Here is a 15454-nt window from a genome sequence, read left to right on the forward strand (position 1 = left end):
TAGCCTGGATTCATCAATTTAAACATTAGTTTTTTCTTTTCTACAAAAATGATTTGCGAAATTTGTTCAAAGCAATGATCTCACCAATTTTTCCTAGGATTTGTATTAATGAACTATACAAGGAGATGTGACAAAATGTTAGAAAAAGGAAAATTAAAAGAATTCGAACAAACCATTTTTAATCATACTGGCCCAACTATCCAAACAATTGATCGCGAGATTAAGATTCTTACTCGCAAAGAGGAACCATTAGTTGTCTTACTTGATAATGTTTTAAGTGATGAAGAATGTGATGAGCTAATTAACCATGCAAAGTTACGCATGAAACGGTCAAAAATTGGGCTATCTCATGAGGAAAATGAGATGCGAACAAGTAGTGGTATGTTTTTTGAGGAAAGTGAAACGGAACTTATCAAACGCATTGAAAAACGAATCGAAACGATTATGAATATTCCAATCGAACATGCAGAACCATTACAAGTACTTCATTACGAACCTGGACAGCAGTATAAACCGCATTTCGATTACTTTTCCAATCATCGGACAAATAATAATAGGATTAGTACACTCATCCTCTATTTAAATGATGTGGAAGAAGGTGGCGAAACGATTTTTCCTACACTTAATTATTCTGTTGCCGCCAAAAAAGGCACTGCTTTATACTTTGAATATTTTTATCAGGACGAAGCAATCAATGAACTAACGATTCATGCAGGTAGCCCTGTTATTAGAGGAGAAAAATGGGTTACGACTCAGTGGATGAGACGACAGCGTATTCGCTAGTATTGAAATAATAATTATTTAATAGAATAATTTGCATCTTTAGGATCGAATGTTTCAGATAATTCTAATAATATTTGGTCCTATTTTATGTAAGGTGCTATCCTTTTTGCTTTTTCAGTTACTTATGAGCATTTTATGAGTTACTTTAACTCATTTTTTTCTATTTAATTACACATGAACCTTCTATGAGGTACTATAGATCATTTTTTTCCTTTTTTACTTCCTCATGAACACCCTATGAGTTACTATAAATCACTTTTTTCCTTTTTAACTTCCTCATGATCACTCTATGAGTTACTATAAATCACTTTTTTCCTTTTTTACTTCCTCATGAAACCTCTTTGAGGTAATACAGTACACCTTTTCCCTTTTTTACTTCCTCATGAACCCTCCATGAGGTACTATAAATCACTTTTTTCCTTTTTTACTTCCTCATGAACCCTCCATCAGGTACTATAATTCACTTTTTTCCCTTTTTACTTACTCATGAAATCACTAGAAGCACTATAGATCATTTTTTTCCTTTTTAACTTACTCATGAACACTCTGTGTGTTCTTAAATCTCAATTTTTTCTTTTTTTACTTACCCATAAATACCCTAAAAGTTAGTAAAAATCATCTTTTCCCTTTTCCACCTACTCATAACCCCTGCACAACTAACAAAAACCACCACCAAAAACGCAAGGTATCAACCTTGCGTTTCACAATTTAATGGTTTATTCAACTTCCTTTAAAAAGCTTTCAACTACTCGTATATACTCTTCTGCTTCTTCTATGTACGGCATATGTGCACTTTGCTCAAATACGTGGAATTTTCCATTAGGCGTTAGCTCGCTGAAATATTCTGTTGATTTAGGTGTTGCTTCATCGTATCTACCGCAAGTATAAATCGTTGGAATTTGGATGTCTCTTAATTTTGAAGTACAGTCAAAATCCTTTAAGTTTCCAGTTACATGAAACTCGGATGGCCCCCACATAATATTGTATACTTCAGGATTTCTATAGTGTTTTCCTTTTTTAAGGAATTCTGGATATGGATCTAATCTGCAAACAAAATGCTTATTAAATACAGAGTTAGCATTTTTGTATTCCTCTGAATCTGTTGTTCCATCTTTCTCGCACTTTATTAATGTTTCTTGTACATCAAGCGGGAGTAGTTTTCGATTTCGGTCCTGATCCTCAGCCCATAATGGTGCGCTTAAACAAGGGCTTGAGAAGATTATACTTTTCACTCCATCTGGTTTCGATAAATAATAAGCTGCAGCAAGTGTTGTACCCCATGAATGACCAAGTATATGAAACTCATCAAGCGATAGAGCTTCTCGGATTTGAGCTAATTCTTCCACGAATCTATCAATATTCCATAAAGTAGTATCTGTTGGACGGTCAGACTTTCCACAGCCTAACTGATCATAAAAAATAACTGGGCGATCTTCTGCTAATACGTGTAGACCTTGCATGGAATAATGCGATGATCCAGGCCCTCCATGTAAAACAACAACAGGGATTTTAGATGAATTTTTATTATGAAACTGATACCACACTTTCCCGCCTGTTACTTCAATAAAACCCTCAATCACATTCATTTATTTCTCTCCTTTTCATTCAAAACAGTAAATTAATACTCATTCAACCATTGGTTTTTTTAATAATATAAGCAAGTGCTAATGAAATCATTGGAAGAAATGCAACCAACTTAAACCAACTCTCTACGCCACCAAAATATAGTGTTGGTAGTATTAATGCAACTCCGCTTAATATTAATGTTTTCCAGGATTTTTTCCATAGTCCTAAAACTAAAAGAACGCATCCAGAACTTATTAACAACCAAAAGATTAACCCTACCCAATAGAATCCAGCATTTTCCATTAAGTTCACACCCTATTCAGTTTTATGTATTATAGGAAAATATTTAAAGATCATTCCGATAAAAAATAAACGATAGGTATTATTTCATATGTATGCTTGGATAATTTCTGTATTTATCTGAATTTTACCACATTTTTATTTTAAATAGAAAAACATTATGTATTTACAAGTTAATCCTTACCTATACAGTTTCTTACCATGATTGTAATAAAGTGATTAAAACAGTTATTTTTATATAAACAGCCTTATTCAAAGTAATTGCGCAAAAGTCATGAAATATTATGAGATGAAATAATATAGGAAAGTAAGACATTTATAAGCCAATGGGGGCGATTAAATTGGCATTTGTAGAACTTGATTCTCATACAAAGCTCTATTATGAAGATCATGGAGAAGGTCAAACAGTTATTTTTGTTCATGGAGTTATGATGAGTAGTAAGTTTTTTCATAAACAAGTACAGTACTTTAGTAAAAATTATCGAATCATTACTTTAGACTTACGAGCACATGGGAAGTCCTCAAAAGTTCAATATGGGCATACAGTAGCACAGTACGCTCGTGATTTAAAATGTTTTATAGAAAAACTTGATTTAAAGGATGTAATTTTAGTAGGTTGGTCAATGGGAGCTTTTGTTTTGTGGGATTATGTTAATCAATTTGGGAGTAAAAATATTAAGGCGCTAACAGTTGTTGATCAATCTGCATCCGATTATATATGGCCAGATTGGGAGTTTGGAGCATTTGATTTTACGATTTTAAAAAATGTAATGCAGTCGATCCAAGAAGATCAGAACAAATTTAATAGCGATTTTATATATGGTATGTATATGGATCAACCAGATCCAAAAGAACATAAATGGATATTAAAAGAAATGAATAAATTACCTGCAGCGATTGCAAGTACAATAGTATTTAATCAAACGGCTGTAGATTATCGGGATACTCTTTGTAATGTTGATATTCCAACATTAATTTGTTTTGGTAGTCATGGATTTTTCCCATTAGCTGCTGGTGAATTTATTCAAAAAAATATAAAAGGTTCAAAATTTGTCCCATTTTATAATAGTAGTCATCTTTTATTTTTGGAAGAAACAGATAAGTTCAATCAGGAGCTTGACGAATTTTTTAAAGAAGTACAAAAATCTGGGAAAGGAAAAACAAAATCTAGAAAAAAAGAAAAAAGAAAAGCAGGAAACTAAATGATGAACAAGGAATGCAGGATTTAGGCGTTAAAGGATTGAAAAATTTTGTTTTCAATTCTTGCTCTACCTGCTTTTCTTGTTTTCATTCTTCCTACCATTAACTTCACTTAAACCAACCTTTTTCTTTTGATTGTTTTATAGCTTCGATTCTATTTTTAACTTCTAATTTGTCCAAAATCATAGATATATAATTTCTAACTGTTCCTGTTTTTAGACTCAATTCATCCGCAATTTCTTGTGTGTTCTTACCATCCGCTACTAGTTCTAAAACTTCTTTTTCTCGGTCAGTTAACGGATTTTCTTCAGCGTATACATCATCCATAAGTTCTGGAGCATAGATTCTCTTCCCGGCAATAATACTTCTAATTGAACTTGCTAACTCTTCACTTGGACTATCCTTTAATAAATAGCCCTTTACACCCGCTTTTAATGCTCTTTGAAAATAACCAGATCTAGCAAAAGTTGTTAATATAATCACTTTACAATCTAAAGGTTTTAATTCTTCTGCGGCCTCAAGTCCAGTTTTACCAGGCATTTCAATATCCATTATACAAATGTCAGGTAGTAATTGCTTGACTAGTTTAACTGCTTCTTCTCCGTTTGATGCTTGACCAACAACTTCCATATCATCTTCTAGATTAAGTAAAGAACCAAGAGCACCTAATAGCATTCGTTGGTCTTCAGCAATTACGATCCTAATCATACTAGTTCCTCCACTTCAATTTGTTTTACATCGATTGGAACTTTCATAATTAAAGTCATTCCGTTTTCACAGTTTACCTCTAATGTTCCATTCACAAATTCGAGTCGTTCCTTCATTCCAATTAAGCCATAGCCAGTTGTAAACTTTTCCGATTTACAACCAACTCCATTATCTATTACCGAAAAAATTATTTCATTTTTCATTTGTTTAATTGATATTTTACATAAAGTGGCACTACTATGTTTTACAACATTTGTTACGGCTTCCTTTAAGCACATACTGACAATATTTTCTGTAAGTAAGGAAACATTTGAAAGTTGAAAGTTTTCGTTACATTCAACTGTAATTTCAGCAGCATGTAGAATTTGCTTAATTCTTATTAGTTCATCTTTAATTCGAATCCCTCTCATTTGAGAAACGATTTTTCGAACCTCATTTAAAGCTGTTCTGGCCGTTTGTTGTACATCCTTTAATTCATTTTGAGCTAAATCTGGATCTTTTGTAATTAACTTTCTAGCTAAGTCACTTTTTAAGCCAATCAGTGAAAGTTTTTGACCTAGTGTATCATGTAAATCACGAGCAATTCTTTGACGTTCTTCTAGTTTTACAAGATCTGATATACGTTTATTAGCATCTACTAACTTTTCTTCCAATTGCCCTCTTTCATTTCGACTGTAAAGGCTAAATGGTAATAAAATAACGCTAATCCAAGTAATGATAATAAATGGAAGTTGCCTAATGATTAATTCTTCTTGAAGGATAATCGTGATGTTGATTGATATTGTAGTGATTACTAAATGAAGGATATATAAAGTTAAAAAAGTAGCTCGATTTTTTCTCTTTCCAATCATATAAGCTATAAAAAATGCAAAATATACATAGCTAAAAAGTATATTCATTGAAGTGGATATGATGATTAAGATGGATGACCATAGAAAAATTGACCATCCTTTTGATCTGTACGCCAATCGATAGATTATAAAAAATGAAATTGTTAGTAAAATTCCGATTATGATTCTTAAAGTGGAATGAGCAGAAAGAAAAATAAAATAAAATGGCAATATTCCTAAAACTGTCCAAATATATGGTGAGATTCCTGTACTTTTTAGGAAAACTAAATATCTTTTAAACATAAATTTACCTCATTATTCAAACATTTTGTGACCTACTTTAACAATCTTATCATATTTAAGCAAAGTTAATCTTTATAAAAATGTAAATAAAATACATCAAAAGTTCAGACAGTGTCTGAACTTTTGCGATTTACTTTATAGATTGATTTTATATCTTTAAATCCTACAAATTGCTTTGTTTCTTCATCCCATAATCTGAATTTTAAAGATGTAAAACTTGTTTTTAGTGTAATCGTCGGTACATTTTGTAATGGAAGCGTATTATTATGAACAGACTCTAAATTATAATTCGGTACCCTTGGACTTAAATGATGAACATGGTGGTATCCAATATTACCAGTTATCCATTGTAATAATTTTGGAAGTTTATAAAAAGAGCTTCCCTCAACCGCTGCTTTTACATATTCCCAATTCGCATCTTCTTCAAAATATGTGTCTTCAAATTGGTGCTGTACATAGAAAAGCCAAATTCCTAATACTGCCGAAATGAAAAAGATCGGACCTTCCACTATTAAATAATTTTCCCAACCTATTGTATAGCAAAATAAAGCTGAAACCCCAACAATTAAAATATTAGTTAAATAAGTGTTTAGTCTTTCTTTTAATTTTGCATTTTTCGTATTGAATCGATTGGAAATTAATACGATATAAATTGGTCCTAATCCAAACATGATTAATGGATTACGGTATAGACGATATTGTATTTTTGTCCATAAAGGTGCTGCAACGTACTCTTCAACAGTTAAAACCCACATATCTCCAATTCCACGCTTATCTAAGTTACCACTGGTCGCATGGTGGACTGAATGACTATGCTTCCACTGGCTGAAAGGAAATAATGTAACAACGCCTGTAATTGTGCCAAGAACTTTATTTGCTGTTTTATTCTTAAAAAATGATTGATGACAACAGTCATGGAAGATAATAAATATCCTTATTAAGAATAGTGCAGCAACTATATCAATAAAGATCGTTAATACTACTGAAATAGAAATACTTTTATAGGCTAAATACCACAAAAAGATAAATGGAATAAAAGTATTGATCATTTGCCAAATACTAGCTTTTAAATTTGATTTTTCATAAGGAATAATTTGCTTTCGTAAACTCTTTTGATTTTCTTTTGACATTTAGAAGTTCCTTCCTAATGTTGTAACTTTTCATTGTTATATTATCTTAATTATATAAGTTAATTTTACCTTTGGTAGTAGCAGGCGTCATATGAAAAAGATGACAAATGTCATATTTAATTAAACGCTTACTTTCAATCTTGATTCTATAAAAACACATTAATTAGAATGTTTAATTTTTTGATAAATATTATAGTTTTTTCATAAAAAAAAGTAATACTCAAATAGTATTACTTTTTAATCAGTTAGAACTCCATAACAAGCAATTTTTTAAGGTGTTGCCACTTTTTTATTCTTTTTATTTTTCCAAAAGGTTTAAAATACGTAATGAATGTCATGAATGCTAAACAACTTAAGTTAAAGATTCCAGTAATAATAATCGAAAGCCAAGTTGACTCAAATTTATTTTGATTAAGTGCACTAACCCCTAATCCTTCTGCAGTTTTTACTAAATACGCGAACCAATCATTAATCAAAAAGATGCCAATCAGAATAATTAAGACAGTTAGAACGAGTTTTATAACAACCCAATAATGCTTTACTAATCCCCACTGCGTCCAAACAGAAAGTAAAATCCCCGTAACTAAAGTTGCAAGTGCAGGATATTTTAGTAAATTTTCATCAATAATATGCATACTGGATAATGTATAAATAAGCTGCTCTGAGTTTTGCGCATTTTTTAAATATAAACCTAATATGATTAAACTTAATGTACCTCCAAACCAAGCACATACTGCTAAAACATGTACACTAACTAATATATTTTTTTTCGTTAAATTTAATTTCTTTTTAGCCACTACTCTGTTCCCTCCGTTTTCATTAATCTTATACTTTTCATCATAGTGGCAAGATATAAAACTACTATTATCAATTTCTTAAATAATTCTTAAATCATTTCTTAATGAAAATATTGCTTGTTGTGTGACAACCAGTTTAACTTTCTTCAAGATGTTATAACATGAAAATATCTGTATTTACTTTGGTGAAGTATTGATAAATGCATTAAAAATGATTAGGCAAATAAAAAGAGCCATCCTATAAGCCAGTTTACTAACTCACAGGATCACCCTTTAATTTAAATTATTGAAATTTATTCTTTAAACCGATATCCCGCTCCCCATATCGTCTCAATATAATTCGGATTGGATGGGTCAACTTCTATTTTTTCTCGGATTTTACGGATGTGAACAGTTACAGTTGAAATATCTCCGACCGTTTCAAATCCCCAAATTCGATCAAATAATAATTCTTTACTGAATACTTTATTTGGATTTGAAGCAAGAAAGGTAAGTAAGTTAAACTCCTTCGTTGTGAATATTTTTTCTTCTCCATTAACTAGAACTTTTCTAGAATCTTTTTGAATTGTGAGTCCTCTTACTTGAAGTTCTTCCTCATTAATTTGACCTTTACTTGCTAAACGTTGATACCTTGAAAGATGAGCTTTAACTCTGGCTATTAATTCACTTGGACTAAAAGGTTTCACGATAAAATCATCTGCCCCTAGACCAAATCCCCTAATTTTATCAATATCTTCTGTTTTTGCTGAAACAATTAAGATTGGAATGTCTTTACTTTCTCGAATTTTTTTACATATTTCAAATCCATTTAATTCTGGTAACATTAAGTCGAGTATGATTAAATCATATTCCTTCGATAAAGCTTTTTGAAGTCCGCTTTTCCCATTTGATTCTATTTCAACTTCAAAATCATTTATTTCTAAATAATCTCTTTGTAATAATGCGATACTTTGATCATCTTCAATAATTAAAACCTTTTTCATTTTGTCACCTTTACTATTCATTTCTTATTTAATGAAAGAAAAATGTTAGTATATTCACCAATTTGACTTTCTGCCCATACTTCTCCACCGTGCTCTTCTATGATTCTTTTTGCAATAGCCAGCCCGAGTCCCGTTCCACCTGTTGATAGATTTCTTGATGGATCGGCGCGGTAAAAACGATCAAAAATAAACGGTAGTGCCTCTTTAGAAATCCCCTTACCATTATCATGAAATGTTATCGTTATTTTTTCTTTGGCATCTATTAATTTTATGGTAATTTGTTTTTCAGCTTTATCCATGTATTTCAAACTATTTTGAATGATATTAGTCATTACACGTTTGAATTGTTCCCGGTCTATTAGTACTATACTATCTTCTCGATCCACATTCTCACTATAAGTAATACTTACATTTATCGGTTCTAAATCAAATTTCAATTCCTCGATCCGATCGACTAAATAATCATGAATATTTACTTCTTCAAAATGAAATGGTACTCGTTTTAAATCTAACTTCGAATAAAGGAATAGTTCATTAATCAATTGATCCATATCCAAGGTTTTCAGATAAATTGTTTCAATATACCGGTCCATTTTTTCTGGTGTGTTTGCCACGCCATCTTTAATTCCTTCAATATATCCCTTTATTGATGTAATTGGCGTTTTTAGATCATGTGAAATATTGGCAATTAATTCTTTACGATTTTCTTCGTATTTTTTCTGTATTTCAGCTGCCTCTTTTAGATTTCTTCTCATTAATTCAAAGCTAATTGCTAATTGACCGAGTTCATCTTTGTTTATTGGTTTAACTTCAAAATTTAAATTTCCATCACTAATTTGTTTAGCAGCATTTGTAAGATTTTTTACTGGTCTTAGTATACTTCTTGAAACAAAATATGATAGTACTCCATTTGTAATTGCAAAAATAGGGACAATGATTCCGAAACGGAAAAAATAAAATGAATGTGGTGGATGACCATTAAATTTAGGTACAAAAACTTTATAGTAAAACACACCGAGTAAAATCTCGATGAGGATAAAAGAAATGATTGGAATAACAATCATAGCAATATTAGATAAGATTAAGCGTTTTCGAATCGACAAAATATATTCCAACTTTCAAGTGAGTGATGAACTATTACTTTCTTTCAGTTTTGATCCTTGTTTTTGGCATAGTATAATTCAAAAAAATTAATTACCTATTATTAAATTCTTAAATAATTCTTAAATTTTATACTACCATCCTCCAGAAAACTATAATTAAGTAAAATAATAAAAAGTGTGACACATGTATAAGTGTCACACTTTTCATTAACTTTTCTACAGGCTACCAATAAAATTCATTTTATCTACTTCCATTGAATCATAAGCACCATCGATTAGTTTTCGAACATCTTGTAAAGTATTTTGCAAATTAACAGATGCCCCTTTTGTACCTGTGAATTCTTCTGCAACGAAAAATGGTTGAGTTAGATAGGCTTCTAATAATTCACCACGTTTAAATGTTAATTTTTCATTTTCAGGTAATGAATCAATTCCATGTACTGCTACTAATGACCTTAACTCTCTATATCTTCGTAGTAATTTCTGAGCTGCTTTTTGTACTTGGTTGTGGGTTTGGTCTGGTTGATTATCTTCTAAAACTGTAGATGTTGAATGAATAGGATTAATTGCAGGGTATTTATGTCTGAAAGCTAAGTCTGCATCAAACTGCCATAATGTTTCTAATGGTCCGTATGGAAAATCTTCGTCCACCGCTTCTCCTTTTAAATCAACTAAAAAAGTAGTTACACCTTCAATACCAATATCTGCTAATTTTTGCTGGAGACGGTTTATATCACCTGTAATAACGTTTGAACGATCCGCTGCGAAAGCAAACTCAACATTTTTTCCCGCTTTTGCAATCACTTCATACACTTCATCAATTGAATAACATACTAAATTTACATCAGCTGAAATATCCTCTATTTCTGGATGCTCACCTTCTGGTTTTAATAAAATCGTAAAATATGAATCATTCTTTAATTTATAGAACATTTCTGCTAATACAACTAATTGACCCATGCCTGGTCTTGCAACCAACCCGACTGTACCACCTTTTACTAATGGAGCAAATAAATCAAGTGTTTTTATTCCCGTTTCAATCATCTCAATCCTCTCCCCTCTAATAATCAGTTCATCCAATGTACATTCCGCTAAAGCAGCTAATGCGACTAGTGTTCTTACTTCTGATCGACCAATTGGAATTTTTCCAGTACATAAATTTGAAACAGTTGCTGGTCTAAGTCCAACAGTTTTCGCAGAAGTAGTCAAATTCGGTACTCTACGACGTAATAATGCGACATTCAAGCGTAAATTTTCCATTTTTCTCCTCCTTTAAGTTTAATTTATTCGAATTTACAGAATTACGCAAGTATTTTTTTACTTTAAAGAGTAATTTTTTTACCTTCAGAAGTAAAAATAGTTATTATTCACTAAATTTTTTTTGCTTTGTGTAAAATAACGTTTTTTGATCAGTAGAACTAAGTAGAATTTCCTATCAAGAATATTAAAAAAAGAGAAGTGGATCAGTCTTCTCTTCGATGTGTTACTTAATGAAATCATGCTCAAAACCTTTTTAATAATGATTTTCTTTCCTTTTTGCAAACATCCCTAGTTTAAATGGATATTTAACTAACTGCCCAAACAAAAAATATTAATTTTCATACTTTAATAATGATTAAACTTTAAAGGAGTTGATAAAATGAACTTTTTCCCTCAATATAGAACATTTCCAGGACAACCGGGCGGTTTTCCAGGGCAACCAGGTGGATTCCCAGGCTTTCCGGGACAACCGGGTGGTGGAGGCCATGGTCAATCTCAAGGTCAACCGACTGCACCACCACCTTCATTCACACCAACAATGTCTCAAGCTACAGCATTCGCAGTAGATCCTGGTGCAATTGCTGGGTGTCGATTTAGAAATACTTATGTTTGGTTGAATAATGGAGAACAATTTTGGTACTTTCCAACCTTCGTTGGCAGACATTCAGTTGCAGGATGGAGATGGATTGGCTGGAGATGGGTTTTCTTTGGAATTGATACACATCGAATTAGATCGTTTACGTGCTTCTAAAAACTATAGCTACTTTAAAAAGCCTTGTGATTAACGATCACAAGGCTTTTTTAACGAAAGACATTTCTAAATTACTAGAATATACTTTTACTTGGTTTCTACCATTCATTTTAGCCAAGTACAGAGCTTTGTCGGCAAAATTTATGCCATTTACTATGTCAATTGAATCATTTGGCACTAAATTTACCAACCCAATACTAACAGTTACAAATGGGGAAACTAATAAATATGCCGCATATAAAATAGCAAGCTGTCTAAAATCTAGAATGTTATTTTGATAGATCCTCACTCCAAAAATAATTAATATGATGCCAAATATTCCATGTATCAACCAACTATAACTGGATATTCTTTATGAAACCTTTGTTTTAATAAATGTTGAATTCGATTAAATCCAATTAAGAAAAATATTAACAATGAAAAATTAAGAAATAAATCTTTAATCATATTTACACCTTTTTGAACTACTCACCACTTAACACCATTACAGGTTGTTTGAAGCGGGAGATTCTTGGGAACTGAGCATACTTGCTAGTGTTATTTCTTTGCCAGCAGAGGTTTCTCTTATTTACCAAGCTATCCCCGTAGATTCATCCTACGGTTCTATGATTATTTAGGCCAAAGATAATATTCGTAAGCCTTCAGCTAGAATATTTTTACTGGCATTTAGATCTCGATCGTGATGTTGATGGCAAAAAGGACAGGTCCATTCCCTTATTTCAAGAGGTTTCTTACCATCTTGATACCCACAATCAGAACATATTTGGCTGGATGGAAACCATTTACTTACTTTCATGATTGTTTTACCATACCATGTAGCTTTGTATTCTAATTTAGATACAAATGCAGACCATGATACATCAGAAATCGATTTGGCCAATTTGTGATTACGTAACATTCCTTTCGTATTCAGGTTTTCAATACAGATTAGATCGTGGTTTTTGATTATTTCTGTACTCAACTTGTTAAGGAAATCATCACGTTGATTCATTACTCTTTCATGTAATCTAGCGACTTTTCGTTTTTGTTTCTGATAGTTTTTTGCATCTAAAAGGTTAATCCGATTTTGTTTAGCGTTTAACGCACGTCTTGAAAGTTTTCGCTGTTCAAGTTTTAGTTTCTTTTTCATTTTGGCAGTAAATTTATTGTTATCAATTTTGCTTCCGTCAGAAAAAATGGCAAAATCAGTGATACCTAAGTTGATACCAATCGATGATTCAGCTTTCGCCAGTGGTAGTACGTCTACTTCTACAAGAATGGATACAAAGTATTTACCACTTGGAGTTCGTCTAACGGTCGCACTTAAAACACGACCATGTACTTCGCGACTTTTAGCAAAGCGAACAAGACCAAGTTTGGGAAGTTTCATTTTGTTTCCGACAACGGCAATATTTCCGTTTGTTTCTTTTGTTGTATAGGATTGAACTCGATTCTTTTAGACTTAAAGCGTGGTGCGTTATTCTGCTTATTGAAGTATCGTGAATAGGAATCTGCGAGGTTTTTCAGTGAGGATTGAAGAGCAGTACTGTCAACTTCTTTGAGCCATACTAATTCTTTTTTCAACTTTGTTAATTCAGCAGAACAAGAATTGTACGTTAATCCTTTGCCAGTTTCTTTGTATGTGTCGTTCCATTGTCCTAAAAAGTGATTGAATACAAAACGACTACATCCAATAGTTTTAGCGATTAGAGTTTCCTGTTCTTTAGTAGGATAGATACGGAATTTATATGCTTTATTGACTAGCATTTTTTTCACCTCACTTTATTCCTTGATTTTAAATCGTAGTTAGTAAGCAAAAACTTTTTAACCAAAACATTTCTACTCATAGCTTTTTTCTAATTTTTGGAAAGGTACGTTTGATCATGATTATTGCTATCTAATTTCACTTTAATATCAGCCTTTCTTTTACTTAAGTCTGAGCAGATCATTGAGTTATGAAGCAGACAACAAAAAATCCTTTAGACATACGCACTCCTAACCGACATTCATCTCCAACCTATTACTGGTGTTATCACACCTTCACGTAATTTAGGAAGGATTCTTCTGTCGGATAATGATAAAATCAATAATCTTGATGAATTAAATAAGTGCTCTAATTGGATTGTGGTGCGTCTGCTTTCTAGTACGTGTCTATAAATAGAGCCTTGAAACTTGTTATTTTCAGTACTATTTAATAAATAACCCCATCATTAAAGTATTACAGTACTTTCCATTTATATAAGTATCTTCTTTCATTACACCTTCAATTTCAAATCCTAATTTTTTATACAATTGAATGGCTTTAAGATTTTCTTCATTCGTAACTAATTGAATTTTTCTAGTTAGATCATTTTGTTTAGCCCAATCAATTAATGATTGCATTAATAACTTCCCTAAACTTAGTCCCCAATATTCTTTTTTAACTACAATGCCTAGCGTACCTACATGCTTTGTCCGTTCCTTTTGACTGGAATTAATCGAACCGATACTTATTATTTGATCATTGATCGTAACTAATAAAATAATTGAATTTTTTTCATTGAAGGCATCTTCTAAAAGCGTCTGATATTCTGCTTCATTTCTTTTAAACTCGTTTCCTCCAAATGATAAAAAATTCGTTTCTCCACCTACGATGTTATAAAAATCTATAATTGATTTAGCATCTGTTCCTGTTGCTTCACGAACTTTTACTATTTCTCCATTTTTTAATTTTAATTCAAACATTCTATTTTACTCCTTTTTAAATTAAAAATAGCTGCATAAGCAGCCATTTTAACATTTACATATTATTAAACTACTATTCTAAATAGATTTTATCATATACCATTTAAAAATCCATTTTATTCTCAACAATCTTTCTTTTCTCACTAGTAAGAACAACTAAAAGCGCTCCACCTAGAACAATAGTCCCGCCTATTATTTGAAGTAAACTCATATTTTCATGGAATAGAATGGTTGAAAATGTAATTGTCACTACTGGTTCAACCATACTTAATACTGCCCCTTTTGTCGGTCCTATTCGTTTTACACCAGCAAAAAATGTACCCATTGATAAAACACTTGATATAATTGAAATACCTAAGATTGAGATCCAACCAATAAATTTAAAATGAATGTGAATCGTGCTTGTCGATACGCCAACTAGTAAAAATGAAATGCTTGCAAATAAGGAAATATATGCACTTGTAACGAATGGAGGAACATGTAATGAAACCCTCCCACCAACAATTATGTATATTGAGTAAACGATTGCTGCTGCTAAGGCTAATATGATTCCAAATGGATTTATATTTTCCGAAGGAGCTCCCAACACTAGTACAATTCCAGCCAGCGATAGTAAAATTGATATCATTATATTTTTTGTTAATTGCTCTTTATTTACTAAAAATGATAGAATTGCTACAAAAATAGGATATAAGTAGAGAATTAATGCAGCTAAAGAAGCAGGAATATATTTTACTGAACTGAAATAAAAACTTGATTGAAGCATATACAATACTCCACCTAGTAAAACAAATAATACTAATTGTTTTTTCGTAATTTTAACTAGCTTTTTACTAACCACTAAGTAACTAAAGAACATAATTGTCGCAAATGTAAACCTTAAAAATAATAATGTATTAACACTTACATTTTGATCATAAGCATAAAGCGCAAAAATAGGCATTAATCCAAAGGCTATTGCAGATATTAAAATTAATAAATAACCGAAATACAAAGCATGTTCCCCTTTCTGTACCATTTATCTGAATATTATAATT

The 15454-nt window shown here is 31.6% G+C and carries 14 protein-coding genes and 1 pseudogene; 3 read left to right on the top strand and 12 right to left on the bottom strand.

Annotation, left to right across the window (positions count from 1 at the left end):
- Nucleotides 1-135: 135 nt before the first annotated feature.
- Nucleotides 136-783 (top strand): 2OG-Fe(II) oxygenase, encoded by a 648-nt coding sequence (locus tag COI44_RS00395; protein WP_098426167.1) that lies wholly within the window; start codon nt 136-138, stop codon nt 781-783.
- 716 nt (nt 784-1499) lie between these two features.
- Here the strand turns inward: COI44_RS00395 and COI44_RS00400 are convergent.
- Nucleotides 1500-2369, bottom strand: coding sequence for a proline iminopeptidase-family hydrolase (locus tag COI44_RS00400; RefSeq protein WP_098426168.1), 870 nt, complete (start codon nt 2367-2369; stop codon nt 1500-1502).
- A 43-nt stretch (nt 2370-2412) separates the two neighbouring features.
- The gene (locus tag COI44_RS00405; protein ID WP_098426169.1) at nt 2413-2652 is read right to left on the bottom strand and encodes a hypothetical protein; all 240 of its coding nucleotides are present in this window, start codon (nt 2650-2652) and stop codon (nt 2413-2415) included.
- A 338-nt stretch (nt 2653-2990) separates the two neighbouring features.
- On the opposite strand from COI44_RS00405, the gene COI44_RS00410 reads away from it, so the two are divergent.
- On the top strand, nt 2991-3851 hold the full coding sequence (locus COI44_RS00410; RefSeq protein WP_098426170.1) for an alpha/beta fold hydrolase: 861 nt from the start codon (nt 2991-2993) through the stop codon (nt 3849-3851).
- Nucleotides 3852-3957: 106 nt separating this feature from the next.
- Here the strand turns inward: COI44_RS00410 and COI44_RS00415 are convergent, their stop codons facing one another.
- From COI44_RS00415 to COI44_RS00445, 7 genes are all read right to left on the bottom strand, one after another.
- Nucleotides 3958-4557: a response regulator transcription factor gene (locus COI44_RS00415; protein WP_098426171.1), complete on the bottom strand. Its 600-nt coding sequence runs from the start codon at nt 4555-4557 to the stop codon at nt 3958-3960.
- Nucleotides 4554-5690 (bottom strand): sensor histidine kinase, encoded by a 1137-nt coding sequence (locus tag COI44_RS00420; protein WP_098426172.1) that lies wholly within the window; start codon nt 5688-5690, stop codon nt 4554-4556. Before COI44_RS00420 ends, COI44_RS00415 begins: the two co-directional genes overlap by 4 nt.
- A 104-nt stretch (nt 5691-5794) precedes the next feature.
- Nucleotides 5795-6820: a Delta(5) desaturase DesA gene (desA, locus tag COI44_RS00425; RefSeq protein ID WP_098426173.1), complete on the bottom strand. Its 1026-nt coding sequence runs from the start codon at nt 6818-6820 to the stop codon at nt 5795-5797.
- 245 nt (nt 6821-7065) lie between these two features.
- Entirely contained in the window at nt 7066-7617 is a 552-nt protein-coding gene (locus tag COI44_RS00430; protein ID WP_098426174.1) for a hypothetical protein, read from the bottom strand.
- Nucleotides 7618-7910: 293 nt separating this feature from the next.
- Nucleotides 7911-8600 (bottom strand): response regulator transcription factor, encoded by a 690-nt coding sequence (locus tag COI44_RS00435; RefSeq protein ID WP_098426175.1) that lies wholly within the window; start codon nt 8598-8600, stop codon nt 7911-7913.
- Nucleotides 8601-8617: 17 nt separating this feature from the next.
- Nucleotides 8618-9703, bottom strand: a complete 1086-nt coding sequence (locus COI44_RS00440; RefSeq protein ID WP_179886958.1) for a sensor histidine kinase — start codon at nt 9701-9703, stop codon at nt 8618-8620.
- A 216-nt stretch (nt 9704-9919) separates the two neighbouring features.
- A complete protein-coding gene (locus COI44_RS00445; protein ID WP_098426176.1) occupies nt 9920-10963 on the bottom strand; it encodes an ATP synthase beta subunit C-terminal domain-containing protein in 1044 nt (347 codons plus the stop codon).
- A gap of 379 nt (nt 10964-11342) precedes the next feature.
- Between COI44_RS00445 and COI44_RS00450 the strand changes: the two genes are divergently transcribed.
- Nucleotides 11343-11714 (top strand): transporter, encoded by a 372-nt coding sequence (locus COI44_RS00450; protein WP_098426177.1) that lies wholly within the window; start codon nt 11343-11345, stop codon nt 11712-11714.
- Nucleotides 11715-12327: 613 nt separating this feature from the next.
- On the opposite strand, the pseudogene tnpB reads toward COI44_RS00450, so the two are convergent.
- From tnpB to COI44_RS00470, 3 genes and pseudogenes are all read right to left on the bottom strand, one after another.
- A pseudogene (gene tnpB / locus COI44_RS00460) lies at nt 12328-13460 on the bottom strand (IS200/IS605 family element RNA-guided endonuclease TnpB).
- A gap of 420 nt (nt 13461-13880) precedes the next feature.
- The gene (locus COI44_RS00465; protein ID WP_098426179.1) at nt 13881-14417 is read right to left on the bottom strand and encodes a GNAT family N-acetyltransferase; all 537 of its coding nucleotides are present in this window, start codon (nt 14415-14417) and stop codon (nt 13881-13883) included.
- 103 nt (nt 14418-14520) lie between these two features.
- Complete coding sequence (locus COI44_RS00470; protein ID WP_286163679.1) at nt 14521-15411, bottom strand: DMT family transporter; 891 nt, start codon at nt 15409-15411, stop codon at nt 14521-14523.
- Nucleotides 15412-15454: the final 43 nt, after the last annotated feature.

This window comes from Bacillus sp. AFS088145, assembly GCF_002564465.1.
Lineage (GTDB): Bacteria > Bacillota > Bacilli > Bacillales > Bacillaceae_G > Gottfriedia.